25 protein-coding genes and 2 pseudogenes are annotated in these 21827 nt (G+C 39.6%); 20 read left to right on the forward strand and 7 right to left on the reverse strand.

What is annotated here, in order from left to right; all coding sequences use genetic code 11:
- Window positions 1-30: 30 nt before the first annotated feature.
- Genes wecA through EAL04_RS00120 form a run of 3 tightly spaced genes read left to right on the forward strand, consistent with a single transcriptional unit; the run spans window position 31 to window position 2075 of the window.
- Window positions 31-1041, forward strand: a complete 1011-nt coding sequence (wecA, locus tag EAL04_RS00110) for an undecaprenylphosphate N-acetylglucosaminyl transferase WecA (RefSeq protein ID WP_120972412.1) — start codon at window positions 31-33, stop codon at window positions 1039-1041.
- Window positions 1038-1634, forward strand: coding sequence for a lipid A 4'-phosphatase (gene lpxF / locus EAL04_RS00115; protein WP_000734133.1), 597 nt, complete (start codon window positions 1038-1040; stop codon window positions 1632-1634). Before wecA ends, lpxF begins: the two co-directional genes overlap by 4 nt.
- Before the next feature lie 9 nt (window positions 1635-1643).
- Window positions 1644-2075 carry a hypothetical protein gene (locus EAL04_RS00120; RefSeq protein ID WP_120972414.1) on the forward strand — a complete coding sequence of 144 codons (432 nt, stop codon included), beginning with the start codon at window positions 1644-1646 and terminating at the stop codon, window positions 2073-2075.
- A 184-nt stretch (window positions 2076-2259) separates the two neighbouring features.
- On the opposite strand, the gene metI is transcribed toward EAL04_RS00120, so the two are convergent.
- Genes metI through ribE form a run of 4 tightly spaced genes read right to left on the reverse strand, consistent with a single transcriptional unit; the run spans window position 2260 to window position 4808 of the window.
- Window positions 2260-2907 carry a methionine ABC transporter permease gene (gene metI / locus EAL04_RS00125; protein WP_000625450.1) on the reverse strand — a complete coding sequence of 216 codons (648 nt, stop codon included), beginning with the start codon at window positions 2905-2907 and terminating at the stop codon, window positions 2260-2262.
- 1 nt (window position 2908) lies between these two features.
- Window positions 2909-3892 (reverse strand): methionine ABC transporter ATP-binding protein, encoded by a 984-nt coding sequence (locus tag EAL04_RS00130; protein ID WP_000259804.1) that lies wholly within the window; start codon window positions 3890-3892, stop codon window positions 2909-2911.
- A 22-nt stretch (window positions 3893-3914) separates the two neighbouring features.
- Window positions 3915-4187, reverse strand: coding sequence for a FlhB-like flagellar biosynthesis protein (locus tag EAL04_RS00135; protein ID WP_001044047.1), 273 nt, complete (start codon window positions 4185-4187; stop codon window positions 3915-3917).
- Window positions 4188-4808 carry a riboflavin synthase gene (gene ribE / locus EAL04_RS00140; RefSeq protein ID WP_120972416.1) on the reverse strand — a complete coding sequence of 207 codons (621 nt, stop codon included), beginning with the start codon at window positions 4806-4808 and terminating at the stop codon, window positions 4188-4190.
- Window positions 4809-4882: 74 nt separating this feature from the next.
- Between ribE and EAL04_RS00145 the strand changes: the two genes are divergently transcribed.
- The 10 genes and pseudogenes from EAL04_RS00145 to EAL04_RS07965 all read left to right on the forward strand — a co-directional run.
- Entirely contained in the window at window positions 4883-5647 is a 765-nt protein-coding gene (locus EAL04_RS00145; RefSeq protein ID WP_120972419.1) for a TatD family hydrolase, read from the forward strand.
- Between the two features lie 88 nt (window positions 5648-5735).
- On the forward strand, window positions 5736-6854 hold the full coding sequence (locus tag EAL04_RS00150; protein WP_120972421.1) for a lytic transglycosylase domain-containing protein: 1119 nt from the start codon (window positions 5736-5738) through the stop codon (window positions 6852-6854).
- On the forward strand, window positions 6854-7798 hold the full coding sequence (locus tag EAL04_RS00155; RefSeq protein WP_120972423.1) for a septal ring lytic transglycosylase RlpA family protein: 945 nt from the start codon (window positions 6854-6856) through the stop codon (window positions 7796-7798). Before EAL04_RS00150 ends, EAL04_RS00155 begins: the two co-directional genes overlap by 1 nt.
- Window positions 7795-8289, forward strand: coding sequence for a KdsC family phosphatase (locus EAL04_RS00160; protein WP_120972425.1), 495 nt, complete (start codon window positions 7795-7797; stop codon window positions 8287-8289). The genes EAL04_RS00155 and EAL04_RS00160 overlap by 4 nt, the downstream gene beginning before the upstream one ends.
- Window positions 8264-8857, forward strand: a complete 594-nt coding sequence (locus EAL04_RS00165) for a hypothetical protein (protein ID WP_120972427.1) — start codon at window positions 8264-8266, stop codon at window positions 8855-8857. The genes EAL04_RS00160 and EAL04_RS00165 overlap by 26 nt, the downstream gene beginning before the upstream one ends.
- Window positions 8857-9414, forward strand: coding sequence for a lipopolysaccharide transport periplasmic protein LptA (gene lptA / locus EAL04_RS00170; RefSeq protein WP_001267789.1), 558 nt, complete (start codon window positions 8857-8859; stop codon window positions 9412-9414). The genes EAL04_RS00165 and lptA overlap by 1 nt, the downstream gene beginning before the upstream one ends.
- Window positions 9411-10037 (forward strand): ribosome biogenesis GTP-binding protein YihA/YsxC, encoded by a 627-nt coding sequence (gene yihA, locus EAL04_RS00175; RefSeq protein ID WP_120972429.1) that lies wholly within the window; start codon window positions 9411-9413, stop codon window positions 10035-10037. The genes lptA and yihA overlap by 4 nt, the downstream gene beginning before the upstream one ends.
- 11 nt (window positions 10038-10048) lie before the next feature.
- Window positions 10049-10492, forward strand: coding sequence for a hypothetical protein (locus EAL04_RS00180; RefSeq protein ID WP_120972431.1), 444 nt, complete (start codon window positions 10049-10051; stop codon window positions 10490-10492).
- Entirely contained in the window at window positions 10473-12239 is a 1767-nt protein-coding gene (gene mrdA, locus EAL04_RS00185; RefSeq protein WP_120972433.1) for a penicillin-binding protein 2, read from the forward strand. The genes EAL04_RS00180 and mrdA overlap by 20 nt, the downstream gene beginning before the upstream one ends.
- A 211-nt stretch (window positions 12240-12450) precedes the next feature.
- A pseudogene (locus tag EAL04_RS07965) lies at window positions 12451-12525 on the forward strand (sodium:calcium antiporter); the annotation flags it as partial.
- A gap of 452 nt (window positions 12526-12977) precedes the next feature.
- On the opposite strand, the gene EAL04_RS00195 reads toward EAL04_RS07965, so the two are convergent.
- Window positions 12978-13793 (reverse strand): MetQ/NlpA family ABC transporter substrate-binding protein, encoded by an 816-nt coding sequence (locus EAL04_RS00195; RefSeq protein ID WP_001020048.1) that lies wholly within the window; start codon window positions 13791-13793, stop codon window positions 12978-12980.
- A 147-nt stretch (window positions 13794-13940) separates the two neighbouring features.
- On the reverse strand, window positions 13941-14537 hold the full coding sequence (locus EAL04_RS00200) for a peroxiredoxin (protein ID WP_000961662.1): 597 nt from the start codon (window positions 14535-14537) through the stop codon (window positions 13941-13943).
- Window positions 14538-14775: 238 nt separating this feature from the next.
- Here EAL04_RS00200 and EAL04_RS00205 point away from each other — a divergent pair, with 238 nt between their 5' ends.
- Together EAL04_RS00205 and EAL04_RS00210 are read left to right on the forward strand one after the other, a co-directional pair.
- Window positions 14776-15777, forward strand: a complete 1002-nt coding sequence (locus EAL04_RS00205; protein WP_120972435.1) for an ABC transporter substrate-binding protein — start codon at window positions 14776-14778, stop codon at window positions 15775-15777.
- 194 nt (window positions 15778-15971) lie between these two features.
- Window positions 15972-16979 (forward strand): ABC transporter substrate-binding protein, encoded by a 1008-nt coding sequence (locus EAL04_RS00210; protein WP_120972437.1) that lies wholly within the window; start codon window positions 15972-15974, stop codon window positions 16977-16979.
- 23 nt (window positions 16980-17002) lie between these two features.
- Here EAL04_RS00210 and EAL04_RS00215 read toward each other — a convergent pair whose 3' ends face one another.
- Window positions 17003-18169, reverse strand: coding sequence for an FtsW/RodA/SpoVE family cell cycle protein (locus EAL04_RS00215; protein ID WP_120972439.1), 1167 nt, complete (start codon window positions 18167-18169; stop codon window positions 17003-17005).
- 110 nt (window positions 18170-18279) lie between these two features.
- Here EAL04_RS00215 and flgB point away from each other — a divergent pair.
- The 5 genes and pseudogenes from flgB to EAL04_RS00240 all read left to right on the forward strand — a co-directional run bounded on the left by flgB (window position 18280) and on the right by EAL04_RS00240 (window position 21767).
- A pseudogene (gene flgB / locus EAL04_RS00220) lies at window positions 18280-18809 on the forward strand (flagellar basal body rod protein FlgB).
- A gap of 12 nt (window positions 18810-18821) precedes the next feature.
- Window positions 18822-19307: a flagellar basal body rod protein FlgC gene (flgC, locus tag EAL04_RS00225; RefSeq protein WP_120972441.1), complete on the forward strand. Its 486-nt coding sequence runs from the start codon at window positions 18822-18824 to the stop codon at window positions 19305-19307.
- Between the two features lie 127 nt (window positions 19308-19434).
- On the forward strand, window positions 19435-19764 hold the full coding sequence (fliE, locus tag EAL04_RS00230) for a flagellar hook-basal body complex protein FliE (protein ID WP_001147918.1): 330 nt from the start codon (window positions 19435-19437) through the stop codon (window positions 19762-19764).
- A gap of 23 nt (window positions 19765-19787) precedes the next feature.
- Entirely contained in the window at window positions 19788-19913 is a 126-nt protein-coding gene (locus EAL04_RS00235) for a hypothetical protein (RefSeq protein ID WP_001901144.1), read from the forward strand.
- A 6-nt stretch (window positions 19914-19919) separates the two neighbouring features.
- Window positions 19920-21767: a peptidoglycan D,D-transpeptidase FtsI family protein gene (locus EAL04_RS00240; protein ID WP_120972443.1), complete on the forward strand. Its 1848-nt coding sequence runs from the start codon at window positions 19920-19922 to the stop codon at window positions 21765-21767.
- The last annotated feature ends 60 nt before the right edge of the window (window positions 21768-21827 follow it).

The following is a 21827-nucleotide window of genomic DNA, read 5'->3' on the forward strand; positions in this document are numbered from 1 at the left end:
AAACAAAATGCCAATTAAATCCAATAAAAAGTGTTGTGGGTGCTATATTTTTTAACCAGTTTATTTATTTGCTCTTTGATTATTTTGTGGTCTAAAAAATCCATGCTCTTTGTGGATAACGCTAATAAAATACAAGGCTTTCATCATGCCAGAACCCCACGAGCCGGGGGGCTTGGGATCTTTCTTTCTTTTGTGTTAGCTTATCTTTTTGAGTCTTTTGAAGCGCCTTTTAAGGGGTTTTTTGTTTTTTTGGGTTTGTTATTGGTGTTTTTAAGCGGTTTTTTAGAAGACATTAACCTTTCATTAAGCCCCAAAATACGCCTTATTTTACAAGCCGTAGGGGTCGTTTGCGTCATCTCATCAACGCCTTTAGTGGTGAGCGATTTTTCGCCCCTTTTTAGCTTGCCTTATTTTATCGCTTTTTTATTCGCTATCTTTATGCTAGTGGGTATCAGTAACGCTATTAATATCATTGATGGGTTTAACGGGCTTGCATCAGGGATTTGCACGATTACGCTTTTAGTCATCCATTATATAGACCCTAGCAGTTTGTCTTGTTTGCTCGCTTACATGGTGCTTGGGTTTATGGTGTTAAATTTCCCTTCAGGAAAGATTTTTTTAGGCGATGGAGGGGCGTATTTTTTGGGCTTGGTGTGCGGGATCTCCCTTTTGCATTTGAGTTTAGAGCAAAAAATCAGCGTGTTTTTTGGGCTCAATTTAATGCTTTATCCGGTCATAGAAGTGCTTTTTAGTATCCTTAGGCGCAAAATAAAACGCCAGAAAGCCACCATGCCGGATAATTTGCATTTGCACACCCTTTTATTTAAATTCTTGCAACAACGCTCTTTCAATTACCCTAACCCTTTATGCGCGTTTATCCTTATTCTGTGCAACCTGCCTTTTATTTTAATCAGCGTCTTATTCCGCTTAAATTCTTACGCGCTCATTATTATTGGCCTAGTCTTTATCGCATGCTATTTAATAGGCTATGCTTATTTGAATAGGCAAGTTTGCGCTTTAGAAAAGCGAGCGTTTCAATGAAAAAGCTCAAAGGTCTTTTTTTGAGCCTGCTCTTATGGGTGTATCCTTTAAGGAGTGAGCCGATCAATGAGGGGGCATACATTTTAGAAGAGATTGGCGATGTCCTTAGGTTTTTGCCTATTTTTGTAGGCACGGTCAGTTTGGCGATGCGCGATTATAGAGGTTTAGGGGAATTAGCGGTCGGCACATTAGTCACTCAAGGGGTGATTTATGGCCTTAAAGGAGCTTTTAGCACCGCCCATAAAGATGGGGCTAGAGTGGGATTTGCTAAACGGCCATGCTGTAATTCTTGGAGAGGCATGCCAAGCGGGCATGCTGGGGGGGTGTTTAGCGCGGCTGGGTTTGTGTATTACCGCTACGGGTGGAAGCCGGCTCTTCCTGTGATCGCTCTTGCAATTCTCACTGACGCTAGCAGAGTGGTGGCAGGACAACACACGATCTTACAAGTTACAATCGGTAGCCTTATCGCATGGGGTTTTGCCTATTTATTCACTTCACGCTACAAACCCAAGCGATGGATGCTCTATCCTGAAATCTCTAGCGACTTTAAAGGCAGTAGCCGCTATGGGGTGAGCTTTTCTTATCAATGGTAAAGGGATAAAATGCTAAAAAAGTTATTGCTCATTTCACTCTTTTTAGGGTTTTTAAGAGCAGAGGGCGAACATTATGAAATCATCGCTGAACTTTCCAAGGCTTTTTTGAAAGCCAAAGACGCTTTTATTGCGATCAATAAAACCTATAAAACCTGTATTGAAACCGGGCATGATCGCACCCAAATACGCCTTCAAAGCGCTTTTTTAGAGAACTTGTCTCAGACAGAACAGCAATTTGATGACTATTTTGAGAAGGATTTTAAAAGCGTAGGAGTTTTAAAAACCTTGCTTAAAGACATCCAATCGTTAGAAAAAGCTTCCAACAAACTCGCATGCGTTACCCCAAAAAACGCTAAAAATTTTGAAATTTTAGAAGGAGCGATAACGCAAATCATAGACTTAGAAAAACAGATGGATAGATTTATCAACAACGCAAAATAAAGCCCATTTTGGCATGATGACTTAATTGAATATTGATTGTAAAAAGCTCTAATTCAGTTTGAATGATAGCCTTTTAAAGCGTTTTAGAGAATTGAGTTTCGCCATGAGCAAAGATTAAAAATCCCCTTTAAAAAAGAGCATTAAAGTTGGCTTTGAATATTCGCATTTAATGAAAACCAAATCCCTAATACTTATGCTTTCTTAGGCGTTTCACCACATAATCCCCCGCGCTTTGAATGATTTGCACTAAAACAATAATCACAACCACCGCGTAAAAAAGCACATCGCCCCTATAGCTTTGATAGCCAATCCTAATGGCTAAATCCCCCAAGCCCCCGGCCCCTAACGCTCCAGCCATAGCCGAATAGCCTATTAAAGAAATTAAGGTGATGGTGATATTATTCACTAAAGAGGGCAAGCTCTCTAAAAGCATCATTTTAATGACTTCCAAATGAGACGCTCCCAAACTTAAAGTGGTTTCAATCTTGCCATGCTCTACTTCCATTAAAGAATTTTCAAAAAGCTTTGCGACAAAAGGAATGGCTGAAATGGCTAGCGGGATAATGCTCGCGCTAGAGCCAATGCTTGTGCCAATCAAAAAGCGCGATAAAGGCAGGAGCAAAATAATGAGAATGATAAAAGGGAAAGAGCGAGTCATGTTGATAGAAGTGTCTAAAATTTTATGCAAAAGGGGTTTGTTTAACAAATGCCCTTTTTTACTCACTAACAATAAAACCCCCAAAGGCAAGCCAAAAACAACCGCCAAAAAGCTCGCCACAAACACCATATAAAGCGTTTCTAGCGTGGCTTGAATGAGCATTTGAGAAATCATTTTAATCCTTTAATTTTTCCACTTGTAAGCCTAAAGCGTTTAAATACTCTAAAGCCCTTTGAGTCTCTGCAACACTGCCTAAAAACCGCACCACTAAATACCCTATATCTTTAGTCGTAAGCTCTTCAATATTTCCTGAAATGATGCTCACATCTATTTTAAAACGCCTGATCAAATTAGAAATGATCGGCTCGTCTAAATGCTCCCCTAAAAACACGATGCGATAAACGTCTTGCGATTTTTGATCCCCATGCTCGTTTTTGATGCCAAGCAATTCTTTAGTAACGGCATGTTTAGGGTTAGCAAAAATTTCTTCTACTGAGCCTCTTTCCACGATCTCGCCGCTGCTGATCACACACATTTGATTGCACAATTCTTTAACCACTTCAATTTCATGCGTGATGAAAACGATACTCAAATCAAGCTTTTTTTGAATGCCGCTTAAAAGCGTTAAAATAGAATGCGTGGTTTTAGAATCCAGCGCGGATGTGGCTTCATCGCAAAGCAATAAATCAGGGCAATTCGCTAAACTCCTAGCGATCGCCACTCGTTGTTTTTGCCCACCGCTTAGCTGTTTAGGATAAAAATGCATTTTATCTTCTAACCCCACTAATTCCAATAATTCATGCACCCTGGATTGGATCTTATTTTTTTCCCATCGGGCGATTTCTAGAGCGAAAGCGACATTTTCAAACACGTTTTTAGCGCTCAATAAATTGAAATGCTGGAAAATCATGCCTATTTTTTGGCGCGCTTTTTGCAATTCTTTAGGCTTTAAGTTTAACAGATTGACCCCATTGACTAAAACTTCGCCAGAACTGGGACGCTCTAAGCAATTGATTAGGCGAATGAGCGTGGATTTCCCCGCCCCTGAATAGCCTATCACGCCCAAAATATCGCCTTTTTTCAATTCCAAATTCACGCCTTTTAGAGCATGGAATCCGTTTTCATAAATCTTTTCAATGTTCTTTAATTCTACTACCATCGTTTTAACTTTATAATTCCGATCACTTGGACATTTGCGCGTTATTTTCCACGCTATTGAGCCATAAAAACACTTGCACCACGCTTTCATACAATTCTTCAGGTATCGCACAGTCTAATTCCACCTTTAAAAGCGAATCCACTAGCATGGGGTTAGAAAAGAGCGCTATATCGTATTCTTTTGCTTTTTGAATGATCCTTTTAGCCACTTCACCCACCCCGCTTGCAATCACTTTTGGGGCATGATCTTGCCCCATGTTATAGGCTAGAGCGGCGGCTTTTATGGTTTTATTCATCTAATACCCTAAAGTCAAAGCGTCGGCCTCATTCCAAGAGAAATTTTTTTCAAACCCCTTTGTTTTTTTCAAAATAGACGCAACGCTGCGGACTAACATGTCCGTTTCAATATTCACGCGCCGTTTGAGTTTATAAGTCTTAAAAAGGGTATTCTCTAAAGTGTAAGGGATAATCGTTAGCCAAAACCCTTTTTCTTCTACCTTGCTTAAAGTCAAACTCACCCCATCAACTGCAATAGAGCCTTGCTCAACGCACAACAAAAGCGTTTCTTTAGAAGCGCTGATGAAAAAATCCACCTGATTAGCGTTGTGAATGATTTTTTCAATGACCCCGATAGCGTCAATATGCCCTTGCACAAAATGCCCGTCTAAACTCGCATCGGCTTTTAAGGCTGGCTCAATATGGACTAAATCCTTGTAATTTTCTAACGCTACGCTGTTTTGGGTTTTTTGGCTCAATTCCACGCTAAAATGCGTTTTTGAACTTTCTATGGCGGTCAAACACGCCCCATTAACCGCAATGCTGTCGCCAAGCTTGGGATTGAGATCGCTCTCTATGCTTAAAATATTGTTGTGGAAACTCTCCACTTTAGCTATTTTATGGATTAACCCACTAAACATAATTGATTGTTGTTCCCCTTATGTTAGAATGTTTGATTATTGTAACATACTAAATAAAACCATAGGATAAAAGCATGTTTATAGACACGCATTGCCATTTGGATCACAAGGATTATGAAAACGATTTAGAAGAAGTGTTAAAAGAAAGCCTAGAAAAAGGCGTTACGCAATGCGTGATTCCGGGCGCGGACATGAAAGATTTGAATAGAGCGGTAGAAATTAGCGAAAAATTTGAAGGCGTGTTTTTTGCCATAGGCGCTCACCCTTATGATGTGGAGAGCTTTGATGAAAGCCTGTTTGAAAAATTTGTCAGTCATCAAAAATGCGTAGCGATAGGCGAATGCGGACTGGATTACTACCGCTTGCCTGAATTGAATGAAAGAGAAAATTATAAAAGCAAGCAAAAAGAAGTTTTCACCAAACAGATTGAATTTTCTATCCAACACAACAAGCCCTTGATTATCCACATCAGAGAGGCGAGTTTTGATAGTTTGAATCTTTTAAAAAGCTATCCTAAAGCTTTTGGGGTGTTGCATTGCTTTAACGCTGATGGCATGCTTTTGGAATTAAGCGATCGTTTTTACTACGGGATAGGAGGGGTTAGCACTTTTAAAAACGCTAAAAGACTGGTAGAGATCCTCCCTAAAATCCCTAAAAACAGGCTTCTTTTAGAAACGGATTCGCCTTATTTGACCCCACACCCTTTTAGAGGCACCAGAAATAGCCCTACTTATATCCCTTTAATCGCTCAAAAAATTGCCGAAATCATCAACATAGAAACTGAAGAGCTCGCTTCTTTAAGCACGCATAACGCTCAAACGCTCTTTAACTTCCCCTAAAATTAGGGCTGTGTTAGAAAGCGTTATTCAAGTTTAGTTATAATCAAAGCTATTTTAAAAGCTGAATAGCTGTAGTTATTAGGATGCGATGTCAAAAAGAATGAAGTGTTTTAGTCAAAAATGGTTGGTTTTTTTTGTTACCCTTTTATTGGCTTCTTTAGGCCATGCAAAAATGGCTTTTGAATCTAATATTGACACCAAAGCGTTAGAGGCTTTTGGGGTCAATGCGAGCTTTTTATCCCAAATGCCAGGCGTTTTAAAAAAAGTGAATAAAGAAGAGGAATGGAAAAAGTTAGTCAAAAGATTTGATGTGAATTACCAATTCATCCCTATCATTAAAAACATGCTCATAGAAGCGAGCGTGCCGCAAGAATTTTTGTTTTTAGCCATGGCAGAGTCTAAATTTTCATCAAGGGCTTATAGCAGGAAAAAAGCGGTAGGGATTTGGCAATTCATGCCAAGCACGGCTAAAGAGTTAGGGCTTAAGGTCAATCATTACATTGATGAAAGAAGAGATCCTATTAAAAGCACTCAAGCGGCGATCGCTTATTTGAAACGGCTCTACAAGCAAACCGGAGAGTGGTATTTGGTCGCTATGGCGTATAATTACGGCTTACGCAAGGTTCAAAACGCTATTAAAGCCGCCGGCACTTCGGACATTAAAATTTTGTTGGATGAAGATAAGAAATACCTCCCTAAAGAAACACGAGAGTATATCCGCTCCATTCTAAGCCTAGCGTTAAAGTTCAACAGCCTAGACAACCTCAAAGATAAAGAATATCTGCTCAATCGTGGGGCGAGGGTGAGTTTAGTGGGCGTCCCGTTTAAAAGACACACTTCTTTAATCCAAGTGGCCAAAAATTTAAACTTGAGTTTAGAGACCTTAAAATCCTACAACCACCAATTCCGCTATAACATTCTGCCCTCTAAAGACCCCACCTACACCATTTATATCCCTTATGAAAAACTCGCCCTTTTCAAACAACGCCAGCTCAAACAAAATAAAAACATTCAAGCCAGTCCTAAAAGCCCTTTCATCACCCATGTGGTCTTGCCTAAAGAAACCTTATCTTCTATCGCTAAACGCTATCAAGTCAGTATTTCCAGTATCCAATTAGCCAATAACCTCAAAGATTCTAATATCTTTATCCACCAGCGCTTAATCATCCCTACCAATAAGAAATTGATCGCTACAAGGGAATTTTAATGGGTTTGGCGTTAAAAAAAGTTTGTTTTTTAGGCGTTATTTTTTTGATTAGCGCTTGTGCGGTTAAAAAAGAGGGAATGAAGAATTTGTCTTATAAGCATGAAAGCTTGCGCGCTTATGAAAACGCTAAAGACTATGACCCGACAACCAAAAAAGCCACCTATAAACGCAATTTTTTTGAACGCCATTTCAAACACCATACCGATTCGCAAGATAGCAATACAAAACAACCCCTAGATAACGGCATGCGCGATTCTAGCGCGATCCAAAGAGCCACCATGCGCCCTTATCAAGTGGGGGGCAAGTGGTATTATCCCACTAAAGTGGATTTAGGCGAAAAATTTGATGGCGTTGCGAGCTGGTATGGCCCTAACTTCCATGCCAAAAAAACCAGTAATGGGGAAATTTATAACATGTATGCCCACACCGCCGCGCACAAGACTTTACCCATGAACACCGTGGTGAAAGTCATCAATGTTGACAATAACTTAAGCACCATTGTGCGCATTAATGATAGAGGACCTTTTGTGAGCGATCGCATCATTGATTTGTCTAATGCGGCCGCTAGGGATATTGACATGGTTCAAAAAGGCACGGCCAGCGTGCGTCTTATTGTTTTGGGTTTTGGTGGGGTTATCTCCACGCAATACGAACAATCCTTTAACGCCAACTCTTCAAAGATCTTGCACAAGGAATTTAAAGTCGGCGAGAGCGAAAAAAGCGTGAGCGGAGGGAAATTTTCTTTGCAAATGGGGGCTTTTAGAAACCAAATAGGCGCTCAAACTTTAGCGGATAAATTGCAAACAGAGAATCCAAATTACAGCGTCAAGGTTGCTTTTAAAGACGATTTGTATAAAGTTTTAGTTCAAGGGTTTCAAAGCGAAGAAGAGGCTAGGGATTTTATGAAAAAATACAACCAGAATGCGGTTTTAACGAGAGAATGATTAAGTTATTGCTTTTAGATGTGGATGGCACGCTCACGGACGGGTCGTTGTATTTTGATGAAAATTTTCACGAAATCAAGGCTTTTAATGTCAAAGACGGGCTTGGCATGACGCTATGGCAAAAATTAGGCAAAAAAATCGCTATCATTACAGGAAGAATTTCAATCATGGTGAAAAAACGCATGGAGAGCTTGGGCGTTCAGTTTGTTTTTATGGGCGTTGAAAATAAAAACGCCGTTATAGAGCGGCTCAAAAAAGACTTGCAATTGAGTGCGCAAGAAATCGCATGCGTGGGCGATGATTATAACGATTTAGGCATGTTTAAGGCATGCACTTTGAGTTTCGCCCCTTTTGATGCGCACCCCTTGCTTAAAAGCAAGGCCTATAAAGTGTTGCAAAATTCAGGGGGCAAGGGGGCCGTTAGGGAAGCGATTGATTATCTTTTAGAATTGGAAGGCTTGCAAGATGAAGCGCTCAAGCTTTACCTCTAATAGCGTTTTAAACTTTTTTGTGGTTTTATCTTTCATCACGATAGGGCTAGTTTTTTTCTTTTTGCGTTCCCAACCCACTAGCGTGGTCTCTAAAGAAAATATCCCTAAAATTGAATTAGAAAACTTTAAAGCGTTTCAAATCAACGATAAAATCCTTGATCTGTCTATAGAGGGCAAAAAAGCTTTACAATACGATGATCACGAGATCTTTTTTGATTCCAAAATCAAGCGCTATGATGAAGACATGATAGAAAGCGTTGAATCCCCTAAAGCCAGGCGGCAGCAGGATTTGTATTTCTTCCCTAATGGGGTTACTTATAAAAGAAGCGATGATTCTAGTTTTTGGAGTGAAACAGGGATTTACAACCATAAGGAGCAAAATTTTAAAGGCAAGGGCCGTTTCATTCTCACTTCAAAGGATAGTAAAGTTGAAGGGCTTGACATTTCTTATTCGCATGCATTAGCCGTTATTGAAGCTCAAAGCATTCAAGCTAATTTGTTTTTAGATGAAATCAAACAAAGCCAGAAAGAAAAGAAAAAATTCCCCACTTTCAAAGGAGGTTTTTAATGCGTTGGTGGTGTTTTTTGGTGTGTTGTTTTGGTATTTTAAGCGTGATGAGCGCTCAAAAAACAGACAATAAAGGTTTGAAAAAAGAAAGAGAGCTTTTAGAGATCACCGGCAACCAATTTGTAGCGAACGACAAAACAAAAACCGCCGTTATTCAAGGCAATGTGCAGATCAAAAAAGGTAAAGACCGGTTGTTTGCGGATAAAGTGAGCGTTTTTTTAAACGATAAACGAAAGCCAGAGCGCTATGAAGCCACAGGGAACACGCATTTTAATATCTTTACAGAGGATAATCGTGAAATCAGCGGGAGCGCTGACAAACTCATTTATAACGCGCTGAATGGGGAATACAAATTGTTGCAAAATGCGGTGGTTAGAGAAGTGGGGAAATCCAATGTCATCACCGGCGATGAAATCATTTTAAACAAAACTAAAGGCTATGCTGATGTGTTGGGGAGCGCGAAGCGGCCCGCTAAATTTGTGTTTGATATGGAAGATATTAATGAAGAAAATCGTAAGGCTAAATTGAAGAAGAAAGGCGCTAAGGAAAAACCATGATTGTCATTAAAGACGCTCATTTTCTCACTTCTTCTAGCCAGCTTTTTCAATGCCCCGCAAGCCTGACTTCTGAGATGGTCATTTTAGGGCGCAGCAATGTAGGTAAAAGCACTTTTATCAATACTCTATTAGGGAAAAATCTCGCTAAAAGCTCAGCGACGCCTGGAAAAACCCGTTTAGCGAATTTTTTTTCCACCACTTGGGAAGATAAAGAAAACGCCTTAATGACAACCTTTAATGCGATTGATTTGCCCGGGTTTGGCTACGCTAAAGTTTCTAAAAGCTTGAAAAAAGAATGGGAGGGGTTTTTATGGGAATTGTTGAGCGTTAGAACTTCAATCAAGCTTTTTATCCACTTGGTGGATGCGCGCCACTTGGATTTAGAAATTGACAAAAACGCTAAAGAAAGCATTCAAGCCCTTTTAAGGCCCGATCAAGCCTACCTTTCTCTTTTTACGAAATTTGACAAGTTGAATAAAAACGAGCAACACCGCCTTTTTTTAAACGCTCCTAAACCTTTTTTAATCAATACCACCCATTTTAACGCTCTTTCTTCAAAATACCCAACCCTTGAAATAGTGCGCCAAACCCTTTTGAAATACTTGCTCACTAACCCCTTATAAGCCACAAAACCATGCTCTCTTTAAAACAAGATTCCTTTTTTTTCTTATGTTTAGGGATTTTTGGTTTTTATTTTTATAGCCTTTTAAGAGACTTAATGCCTTTTTTGCCCCCGATGATTGGGTTTTTATTCTTGTTTTATGCCAAAAAATACGACCATTTTCTACCAAGCCTGAGCGTGTTTGGTTGTTTGTTTTGGTTTGAAAGCATGCATTTAAAGACTTTAGGCGTTTTAGCCTTGCTGTTTTTAATCTACCATCAAATCGTCTATAAAAACTCTTTAAAGCTTTTTAATGACGGCTTTTTATTCAAAACTTTGCATGTTTTTTTGGTTTATTACCTCTATTTGTCGCGCTTTTTTTCGGTGTCTTTGGATTTGAAGACGATCGGTTTTCTCGCTCTTTTTGCGCTCATAGAGAGCGTTTTGTGGGGTTTGTATGAAAAATCTTCGCTATAAGCTTTTACTCTTTGTTTTTATAGGGTTTTGGGGGTTGTTGGTTTTAAATTTATTTATTCTAAGCGTTAAAAATCAAGAATACTATGAAAAACTGGCCGAACGCAACATGACTAAAAAGGAATTTTTAATCCCTACAAGGGGCAATATTACAGACAGAAACCATGAGTTTTTAGCCCTTAATGAATTGGTGTTTGGCGTGTTTTTGCCTAGTGGATTGAAACAAAAAGAGCTTTTAGAAAAAATTGAAATGATCCAAAAGTTTTTCCCTAATTTTTCCAAAGAAACGCTTTTAAACAATTACCAAAAAGAAAATTCGCTTTATAACCACAACCTCATTAAAGTGGTGGGTCTCATTCCTTATGCCACCATGCAACCTCTTTATACCAAACTCATCCAAACTCAAGGCATTTTTGTGCTGCCTTTAGACAAACGCTACTACCCTAATAACGCTTTAGCTTCGCATGTTTTAGGCTATGTGGGGGTGGCAAGCTTGCAAGATCTAAAAGACGATGAAGAGAATCAATACAGCCAGATTGTGGGCAAAACCGGCATTGAAAAAGAATACAACAAGCTCTTACAAGGCAAGGTGGGTTATAAAATCATGCGTGTCAATGCGCTCAATCAGGAATTAGCCACTTTAGAAGTAGTGCCGCCAAGCACCAACAACCACTTGCAATTGAGTTTAGACAAACGCTTGCAAAAAGAAGCGGACAAGCTCTTTGAAAATAAAAGGGGGGCGATTTTAGTGATGAACGCAGAAAATGGGGAATTGCTCGTTGCAGGAAGTTACCCTGAATACAATTTGAACGATTTTGTAGGCGGGATCAGTCAAGACAAATGGCAAAAACTTCAAGATGATATTTATAACCCCTTATTAAATCGCTTCGCTAACGCCTTGTATCCGCCGGGATCTGTGGTTAAAATGGGCGTGGGCTTGAGCTTTTTAGAAAACCTTCATATCACAGAAAACACCACTATCCCCACCCCGCCTTTTATTGAAGTGGGTAAGCGCAAATTCAGGGACTGGAAAAAAACAGGGCATGGCAATTCTAATTTGTATAAAGCCATTAGGGAGTCCGTGGATGTGTATTTTTATAAGTTTGGGCTTGAAATCTCTATAGAAAAACTCTCTAAAACCTTAAGGGAAGTGGGCTTTGGGGAAAAAACGGGCGTTGATTTGCCGAATGAATTTGTGGGGATTGTGCCGGATAATTTGTGGAAACTCAAACGCTTCAATCAAGATTGGCGCGTTGGGGACACGCTCATTACCGCTATTGGGCAAGGCTCTTTTTTAGCCACGCCCTTACAAGTGCTAGCCTACACAGGACTCATTGCGACAGGCAAACTGGCAACGCCTCATTTTGCTATCAATAATAAACAACCGCTCAAAGACCCCCTAAATAGTTTTCAAAAAAAGAAGCTCCAAGCCTTGCGCGTGGGCATGTATGAAGTGTGTAACCATAAAGACGGCACCGCTTATCATTCCACAAGGGGTTCTAAGGTTACTTTAGCGTGTAAAACCGGCACCGCGCAAGTCGTGGAAATCGCTCAAAACATCGTCAATCGCATGAAAGAAAAGGATATGGAATATTTCCATCGATCCCATGCGTGGATTACCGCATTTTTGCCTTATGAAAAACCCAAATACGCTATCACTATTTTAGTAGAACATGGGGAAGGGGGGTCAAAACTAGGGGGCTTGTTAGTGAAAATGAGCAATAAACTCTATGAGCTTGGCTATCTTTAATAAAATTCTAAATCTTTTCAAAAACGCATTACCCTCTAAACGCTAAAAACCAGCCAACCTGTTTCCAAACTTGTTTCACCGCTCTATAACTCACTCAGTCTAATAATTGTTTAAAACTGGTCTTTATTAAAATTTTAGGCATTGGCTGTGCTCCACAGATGAAATTGACAATATGAGACTGATTGAGTTCTGCAAAATGATTGATCATGTTGTGAAACACAACCCTAATGACACTTATGTGAAGAGGTTTCGTTGCATTTATTCGCAAGTGCGATACAACGAATAATCGTTGTTTGCGAATTGAATGAAAAGCGACACCTTGTTTAAAGGTGTCAGTGAAAATATTATCATGTTAGTGCTAGTGTTAATAATTTCACGCCATGAATGATACCCAAAATACCTCATTGAATGCAAGCGTTTCATTCCACTAGTGAAAAATAATGTTAAGTATAATTTAAGTATAGTTCCTAGCGGAACTAAAGCATTCATCCCAAACACTAAAGATATTTGGGATTTCTGCTTGGGTGGTTTAAAGGGATAAGGGGGGGAGGTTATTTTGTACCATTTCCCCCTTTAAGAAATAACGCTTTTAAGAAATTGCCGCTTGATTAGCGCAAGCTCTTTTCGTTTTATTTTAAAAATGCTCTTAGTGTTTTTAATACTCAATAAGAAAAGAACTTTTGATTAGCACCTATAAAGCACCCCATTCATCTTAAAGATGAATTTTATCCAAATGGCTTAAAAAGCCGGGATAATCGCCCCTTTATAGGTATCCAAAATGAATTTCCTAGTCTTTTCACTTTGTAAGGCTTCAATCAGCGCTTTTATGGCTTCATCTTGCGCGTTATCCTCACGAGCGGCTACAAGATTAGCATAAGGCGAGTCCTTGTCTTCTGAAAATAAGGCTCCGGTGAGTTTTGCTTGCAAGGCATAATTCCCTGTTACAATAGCCCCATCCACATCCCCTAAAACTTTAGGCAATAGTGCGGCTTCTAAAGGCTTGATTTTAATGTTGTAAGGATTTTTGACAATATCAAACTCCGTAGCGTATAGATTGCTTGGGTCTTTGAGAGCGATAAGGCCTTGTTTATGGAGTAAAATCAACGCCCTGCCTTGATTGGCCGGATCATTTGGCACGGCAATCACTGAGCCTTTTTTAAGGTTTTTAATGTCTGTGATTTTTTGAGAATAAAATCTTAAAGGCTCCACATGGATATTGGCCAAACCAACAAGGTGCATTTTTCTGTCCAAATTAAATCTGTCCAAATAAGGGCGGTGCTGGAAGTAATTCGCGTCTAAAGAGCCGTCATTGAGCGCCAAATTGGGCAACACATAATCGGTAAAAGACACGATCACTAATTTGATCCCTTTCTCTTTCAAATCGTCCACGACTGATTGCAAGATTTGCGCATGCGGCACAGGGTTAGCGCCCACTTTAAGCTCACGAGTGATTTTGTGGTCTTCTTTTTTTTCTTTGTGGTGTTTGGCGTCCAAAAGGTTAAAAAAACCTAAAACAATAGCGGTTACGCAAATAATACGCTTGAATATGTTCATAAAAAACCCTTTATTAAAAAAAAATTAATTCAAAAACTATAAAAAGATAAAACGATACGAAAAATTTAGAAACTGGCAAAGAATAAAAAGAAAAGGATTCAATCAAGAAAAACGAAGTTTCTCTTGATCAAACAGCGAATTGAACCATTAAAGGTTAATGGAATTTTCTTTAAGATATTCTGCAACGCCTTTATGGGTAGCTTTCATACCTTTATCGCCTTTTCTCCAGCCTGCTGGGCATACTTCACCATGTTCTTCAAAGTGTAAGAGAGCGTCTACCATGCGAAGCATTTCGTCTGCATTCCTACCTAATGGCAAGTCATTGATCACTGCGTGTCTTACTTTCATGTTTTTGTCAATCAAAAAAGCTCCTCTCAAAGCGATCGCTTCTTCAAACAGCACATCATAGTCTCTAGAAATGCTCTTAGTAATATCAGCCACCATGGGGAAAGTTACTTGACCAATACCGCCTTTTTCTACAGGGGTGTTTTTCCATGCAAAATGCACTTGTTCGCTGTCAATAGACACGCCAATCACATTAAAGCCTTTTTCTTGGAAGTCTTTCACTCTTTTGTCAAACGCAATGATTTCTGTAGGGCATACAAAAGTAAAATCTTTTGGCCAAAAGAAAAGAATCGCACCGCTCTTACCTAAATTTTTGGAAAGCTCAAAGTGTTCATCAACCTCGTTATTTCCTAAAACGGCAGGCGCTTTAAAATCGGGGGCAAGTTTTGTAACTAACATATACAACTCCTTAAGTGTTTTAAAATTTTGTTGGATCAAAATTAAACCTAAAATAGATTTAATTTATTATGCTTTCCACTCAACCAGCGGAAACATGGTAGAGTATAATCTTAAAAAGTTAATGAAAAGATATTTCCTTTTAAATTTTAAGATTTTGTGAAAAAAAGTTTCATTTTCACTGCTTGTATTTCCTTAATAGTGTTATAATCGCTTCATAAATCATACGAAAGGAATTGTCATGCTAATCGCTCGCTTTAAAAAAGCTTTAATCTCTTGTTCTTTAGGCGTGCTCATTGTTTCATCGTTATCAGGCGTGGCTAACGCTTCAGTGCAAGAAGTCAAAGTCAAGGATTATTTCGGGGAGCAAACGATAAAGCTTCCTGTTTCTAAAATAATCTACTTGGGTAGCTTTGCAGAAGTGCCTGCCATGTTCAATACTTGGGATAGGGTCGTGGGCATTTCGGATTACGCTTTTAAATCTGATATTGTTAAAGCCACTCTCAAAGATCCTAAACGCATTAAATCCATGAGCAGCGATCATGTGGCGGCGTTGAATGTGGAGCTTTTAAAAAAACTTAGCCCTGATCTTGTGGTAACCTTTGTGGGTAACCCTAAAGCCGTAGAGCATGCGAAAAAATTTGGTATATCATTCCTTTCTTTCCAAGAAAAAACCATTGCAGAAGTCATGGAAGATATTGACGCTCAAGCTAAGGCCTTAGAGGTTGATGCTTCTAAAAAACTGGCTAAAATGCAAGAAACTTTGGATTTTATCAAAGAGCGTTTGAAGGGCGTTAAAAAGAAAAAGGGGGTGGAGCTTTTCCATAAAGCCAATAAGATTAGCGGCCATCAAGCCCTTGATTCAGACATTTTAGAAAAAGGGGGCATAGACAATTTTGGCTTGAAATATGTTAAATTTGGGCGCGCTGATATTAGCGTGGAAAAAATCGTTAAAGAAAACCCTGAGATTATCTTTATTTGGTGGGTAAGCCCACTCACGCCTGAAGACGTGTTGAACAACCCCAAGTTTTCCACTATCAAAGCCATCAAAAACAAGCAAGTTTATAAACTCCCCACGATGGATATAGGTGGGCCTAGAGCCCCACTCATTAGCTTGTATATTGCCTTAAAAGCCCACCCTGAAGCGTTTAAGGGCGTGGATATTAATGCGATAGTCAAAGACTATTATAAGGTGGTTTTTGATTTGAATGATGCAGAAGTTGAACCCTTTTTATGGCACTGATTTTTAAAAAGGGCTGATATTTTTTAGCCCTTAATATATCGCACACTTAAAATAGATCTTGTAATTAAAATTCTTCTCCATATTTTTATCTTATCTTTAACTTTTAAGATTTTATGAAAAATAGTTTCATTTTTACTATTGTTATTTTCTTAATGGTGTTATAATCACTTTATAAATCATACAAAAGTATCGTTATGTTAGTTACTCGCTTTAAAAAAGCTTTCATTTCTTATTCTTTAGGCGCGCTTGTCGCTTCATTATTATTGAATGTGTGCAACGCTTCAGCACAAGAAGTCAAAGTCAAGGATTATTTTGGGGATCAAACGATAAAGCTTCCTGTTTCTAAAATAGCCTATATAGGGAGCTATGTAGAAGTGCCTGCCATGCTTAATGTTTGGGATAGGGTTGTAGGCGTTTCGGATTACGCTTTTAAAGACGACATTGTTAAAGCCACTCTCAAAGGCGAAGATCTTAAACGCGTCAAACACATGAGCACTGATCATACAGCCGCATTGAATGTGGAGCTTTTAAAAAAACTTGGCCCTGATCTTGTGGTAACCTTTGTGGGCAACCCTAAAGCGGTAGAGCATGCGAAAAAATTTGGTATATCATTTCTTTCTTTCCAAGAGACAACGATTGCAGAGACCATGCAGGCCATGCAAGCTCAAGCTGCAGTCTTAGAAATTGACGCTTCTAAAAAATTCGCCAAAATGCAAGAAACTTTGGACTTTATTGCTGAGCGTTTGAAAAATGTCAAAAAGAAAAAGGGGGTGGAACTTTTCCACAAGGCCAATAAGATTAGTGGCCATCAAGCCATTAGCTCAGACATTTTAGAAAAAGGGGGCATAGACAATTTTGGCTTGAAATACGTCAAATTCGGGCGCGCTGATATTAGCGTGGAAAAAATCGTTAAAGAAAACCCTGAGATTATCTTTATTTGGTGGGTAAGCCCACTCACGCCTGAAGACGTGTTGAACAACCCCAAGTTTTCCACTATCAAAGCCATCAAAAACAAGCAAGTTTATAAACTCCCCACGATGGATATAGGTGGGCCTAGAGCCCCACTCATTAGCTTGTATATTGCCTTAAAAGCCCACCCTGAAGCGTTTAAGGGCGTGGATATTAATGCGATGGTGAAAGATTATTATAAGGTGGTTTTTGATTTGAATGATGCAGAAGTTGAACCCTTTTTATGGCACTGATTTTTAAAAAGGGCTGATATTTTTTAGCCTTTCGTGTATCGCGCTAGACTTAGAACAAGCCCTATAGCGATACAATTCGCTAAAAGCGAACTCCCTCCATAGCTCAAAAACGGCACCGCTAGACCTTTAACCGGAAGAATCCCGCCCACCCCAAAGGCGTTGATCACTAAAGAAAAACTGATGAGTAGCACCACGCCCACGCAAAATAGCGAATATTTTGGCTCTTTCAAGCGGTTAGCGATCCTAAAAATCAAAACAATCAAAACAGAAAACAAAATAAAACAAACGCATAGCCCCAAAAACCCCCATTCTTCGGCGATCCCAGCTAAGACCATGTCCGTATGCACTTCGCTCAAAAACCCAAGCTTGATTTGCCCTAGCCCAAGTCCTTGCCCTAATAACCCCCCATTATGCATGGCATTGCCTGCATGAAAGACTTGATAGGATTCGGGCAAGTCGCTTATTCTAAGAGCATTCGCTAATTTATCCGGCAAGAGCGTGAAAAGCGAATTTTGCAAATTAGACCACCATAATTTTAGGCGTAAAATCCTATGTTCGCTTGTAACAATCGCTAAAACGCTAATCGCAAACGCCCCTGAAACAATCAAGCCAAACAAATGCACACTCCCCCCAGAAAAAACCAACAACACCGCTAAAACCGCCCCCAAAAGAACGATCTGCCCCAAATCGTTTTGCAAAACCCCTACCCCAATCGCTAAGGCTACAAACACCACCGAATAAGGCACAAAAGTGATGAGTTCTTCTTTAACATTAGCCTTTTCTTTTGCCACAAAGGTGCGAGACAAACTCCACGCAAGAAAAAAGGTGAAACCAATCTTTAAAAACTCCAAAGGCGCTAGAGAAAAAAACCCCAAACGGATCCAACGCTTCGCCCCCCCAGCACTACTGGAAAGGCTTTCTGGCAAAAAAAACATGCCAATAATGAGTAGTGATGGGACAAAAAGGAGAAAAAACCCCAAACGGCTAAACCACTTGCTAGGATCAACCCTAGACAACCCCCACATGATGACAATCCCTATGATCGCGCTTAAAAGCTGGCGTATGAAAAAATGGAATTCCCCATAATGATACAGCACCACTGTGGTGTAAGTTGAGAGCGAATAGCTCATCAATACCCCCAAAAAAATCAATAGCGAAGTGCAAAAAAACAGGTTTCTGTCTGTAGTCATTAGGATTTCCTTATTTTGGTTTTTGAATAGGCGTTATTTTAAGGTATTTTAGGGGTATTTTACACTATAATGGCTCCGAATTGGCTTATCGCTCCAACTTTAAGCATGCTATGAAATTCATCGCATTCTTTAATGAAAAAGCGAGAAAAAAGCGAGCTGATTTTGGAATGTTTTTTGCATGCTACAAATTTGCAAGGGTTTAAAAAAGGGGTTTTGTATGGATTTTTCTAAAGCGTTTGGATTGGTTTATAAAGCGTTGGATTATAGGGCTTTAAGGCAAGATATGATCGCTTCTAACATCGCTAATGTGGATACCCCTTTTTACAGGCCAAAGGATTTGGATTTTGAAAGCGTTTTAGCAAAGAAAAAAGCAGAAATTTTTGAAAACCAAACCAGTAAAGTTTTGCCTTTAGCCCATACTAACCCCAGGCATTTAGATTTTGAAAATAGCGCTAAAGATGGGGCGAGCCTTTTTTTTAGAGATGGGCATTTGGCTAAAAATGATGGCAACAGCGTGGATTTAGACATAGAAACGAGTGAAATGGGCAAGAACTCTACCATGTATTTAGCCTTGAGTTCGGCCTTAAAAAAGTATCGAGGCGTGATCAATTACGCCATTGATTCCAGTAAGAATTTATAGTTAAGGGAAAGCATGTTTTTATCTTCTTTTGATATTAGCGGTTATGGTTTGTCCGCCCAACGCTTAAGGGCTAATTTGATTTCTTCTAATATCGCCAACGCTAACACCACACGCACGAGCGAAGGAGGCCCTTATAGGAGGCAAGAAGCGGTGTTTAAGGCTTTTGATTTCAATGAGATTTTAAACCACAAAATCACCCAAAACAATCAAATTACCCCCTATGAAGACCCCTTAGATGAAGGCGATGACAACCCCTTAATCCCCATTACAAGCGTGGTGGTGGATAAGATTGTGCGCGATGATAGCGAGCCGTTGATGAAATACGACCCGAGCCACCCTGACGCTAACGCTCAAGGCTATGTGGCTTACCCCAATGTGAATGCGGTGGTTGAAATGGCGGATTTAGTGGAAGCGACTAGAGCTTATCAGGCCAATGTTGCAGCCTTTCAAAGCGCTAAAAACATGGCGCAAAATGCGATTGGCATGTTACAAACATGAACGATTTTCAACAATTTGTGGTAGTATAAGAAAATTTAGGTAGTATTAGCCAAAGATCAGTAGAATACAGAAATGAATAAAATATTTAATAGAGTTAAATTTTTAAAAAAGAGCTTAAGGAGGTTCTATGCAAGCCATACACAATGATAAAAGCTTATTGAGTCCTTTCTCTGAGCTTAACACGGACAACAGGACTAAAAGAGAAGAATCAGGCAGCACCTTTAAAGAACAAAAAGGTGGGGAGTTTTCCAAACTCTTAAAACAATCTATCAATGAGCTTAACAACACTCAAGAGCAGTCTGATAAAGCCTTAGCGGATATGGCGACAGGGCAAATCAAGGATTTACACCAAGCGGCTATCGCCATAGGGAAGGCCGAAACGAGCATGAAACTCATGCTTGAAGTGCGCAACAAAGCGATCAGCGCTTATAAAGAGCTTTTAAGAACGCAGATCTAGTCTCTTAAGTGGCTTCTCTTTAAATGATCGCTTGGTCCTTTTTAAAGAGAGGGTTTGTTGTTGCTACACCCCATTTTAACAGATTTTACCATCAAAAATTCATGCTCTCATGCGTTGTGAAAATCCAACGCTACGCCATTTTCAAGTAAGCGTTCATGGATAATAAAAATATTGATCCCAACTTCAACCCAGAGCAATTTTTAGAAACCCAAAAATACAAGGGCATGGTTACGGCACTAATCTTTTTATTGCTTTTTTTTATTTTTTTAATGGTGGCTTTTAAAAAAGCTTTTTTTTCCCAAGCCAACATGCCCACTCTAGTGATGAGCAAACAAGACACTGCGACTAGGGGGACTATCTATAGTCAAGACAACTACAGCCTGGCCGCTTCGCAAACCCTTTTCAAACTGGGCTTTGATACAAGGTTTTTAAACCCGGATAAAGAAGATTTTTTCATTGATTTCCTTTCTATTTATAGCAATATCCCTAAAAAGTCCTTAAAAGACGCCATCAATACGAAAGGCTATATTATTCTAGCCTATGATCTCACGCCCAATATGGCTGCTAATATTAGAGACTTGAATAAGAAATTTTTAGCCTTTGGGGTTTTCCAAAATTTCAAAGACGCGCACGATAAAGTGTGGCAAAAGCAAGGGCTAAACATTGAAGTGAGCGGCGTTTCTAGGCATTACCCTTATCAAAATAGCCTAGAGCCAATCATTGGCTATGTGCAAAAACAAGAAGAAGACAAACTCACTTTAACTACCGGCAAAAAAGGCGTTGAAAAATCTCAAGATCACTTGCTTAAAGCCCAACAAAATGGCATAAGAACAGGCAAAAGAGACGTGAGTTTTAATTTCATTCAAAACCACTCTTATACAGAGGTTGAAAGGCTTGATGGCTATGAGGTGTATTTGAGCGTTCCTTTAAAACTCCAAAGAGAAATTGAAACCCTATTGGATAAAACCAAAGACAAACTCAAGGCTAAAGAAATCCTAGTGGGTATCATTAACCCTAAAAGCGGGGAAATTTTATCGCTAGCTTCAAGCAAGCGCTTCAATCCTAACGCCATTAAAACCAGCGATTATGAAAGCTTGAATTTGAGCGTTGCTGAAAAGGTTTTTGAGCCAGGTAGCACGATTAAACCCATTGTTTATTCCCTGCTGTTAGACAAGAATTTAATCAACCCCAAAGAGCGCATTGATTTAAACCATGGCTATTACCAATTAGGAAAATACACCATTAAAGACGACTTTATCCCCAGTAAAAAAGCCGTTGTGGAAGACATTTTGATCCAATCTAGCAATGTGGGCATGATAAAAATCAGTAAAAACCTCAATCCAGAGGATTTCTATAACGGGCTTTTAGGCTATGGATTTTCTCAAAAAACCGGCATTGACTTATCATTAGAGGCCACAGGAAAGATCCCTCCTTTGTCCGCTTTCAAGCGTGAAGTGTTAAAGGGGAGCGTCTCTTATGGCTATGGGTTGAACGCGACTTTTTTGCAGCTTTTAAGGGCTTATGCGGTGTTTTCTAATGAAGGCAAATTGACTACCCCTTATTTAGTGCAACGAGAAACCGCCCCTAATGGCGATATTTACATCCCTAGCCCCAAAACCACTTTTCAAGTCATTAGCCCCAAAAGCGCTAGGAAAATGAAAGAAACCTTAATCAAAGTGGTGCGTTACGGCACAGGCAAAAACGCTCAATTTGAAGGGCTATACATAGGGGGCAAAACAGGCACGGCTAGGGTTGCTAAAAACGGGAGTTATAGCGCGGAATCCTACAACAGCTCTTTTTTTGGGTTCGCTGAAGATGAAAGGCAGGTTTTTACTATCGGCGTGGTTATCTTAGGCTTGCATGGCAAGGAAGAATATTACGCTAGCAAGATTGCAGCCCCCATTTTTAAAGAAATCACCGAAATTTTAGTGCGTTACAATTATCTATCGCCCTCTATTGCGATTCAAAATGCGTTGGAGAAAAACCGCTTTAAAATAAAATAAAAGGCTCTTTTCAACCCAAACCCCAAAAAGGAGTCTTAAGTTGCCGGCTCTGTGGCATTA

Origin of the sequence: Helicobacter pylori (genome assembly GCF_003638305.1) — a bacterium.
GTDB classification, from domain to species: domain Bacteria; phylum Campylobacterota; class Campylobacteria; order Campylobacterales; family Helicobacteraceae; genus Helicobacter; species Helicobacter pylori_DJ.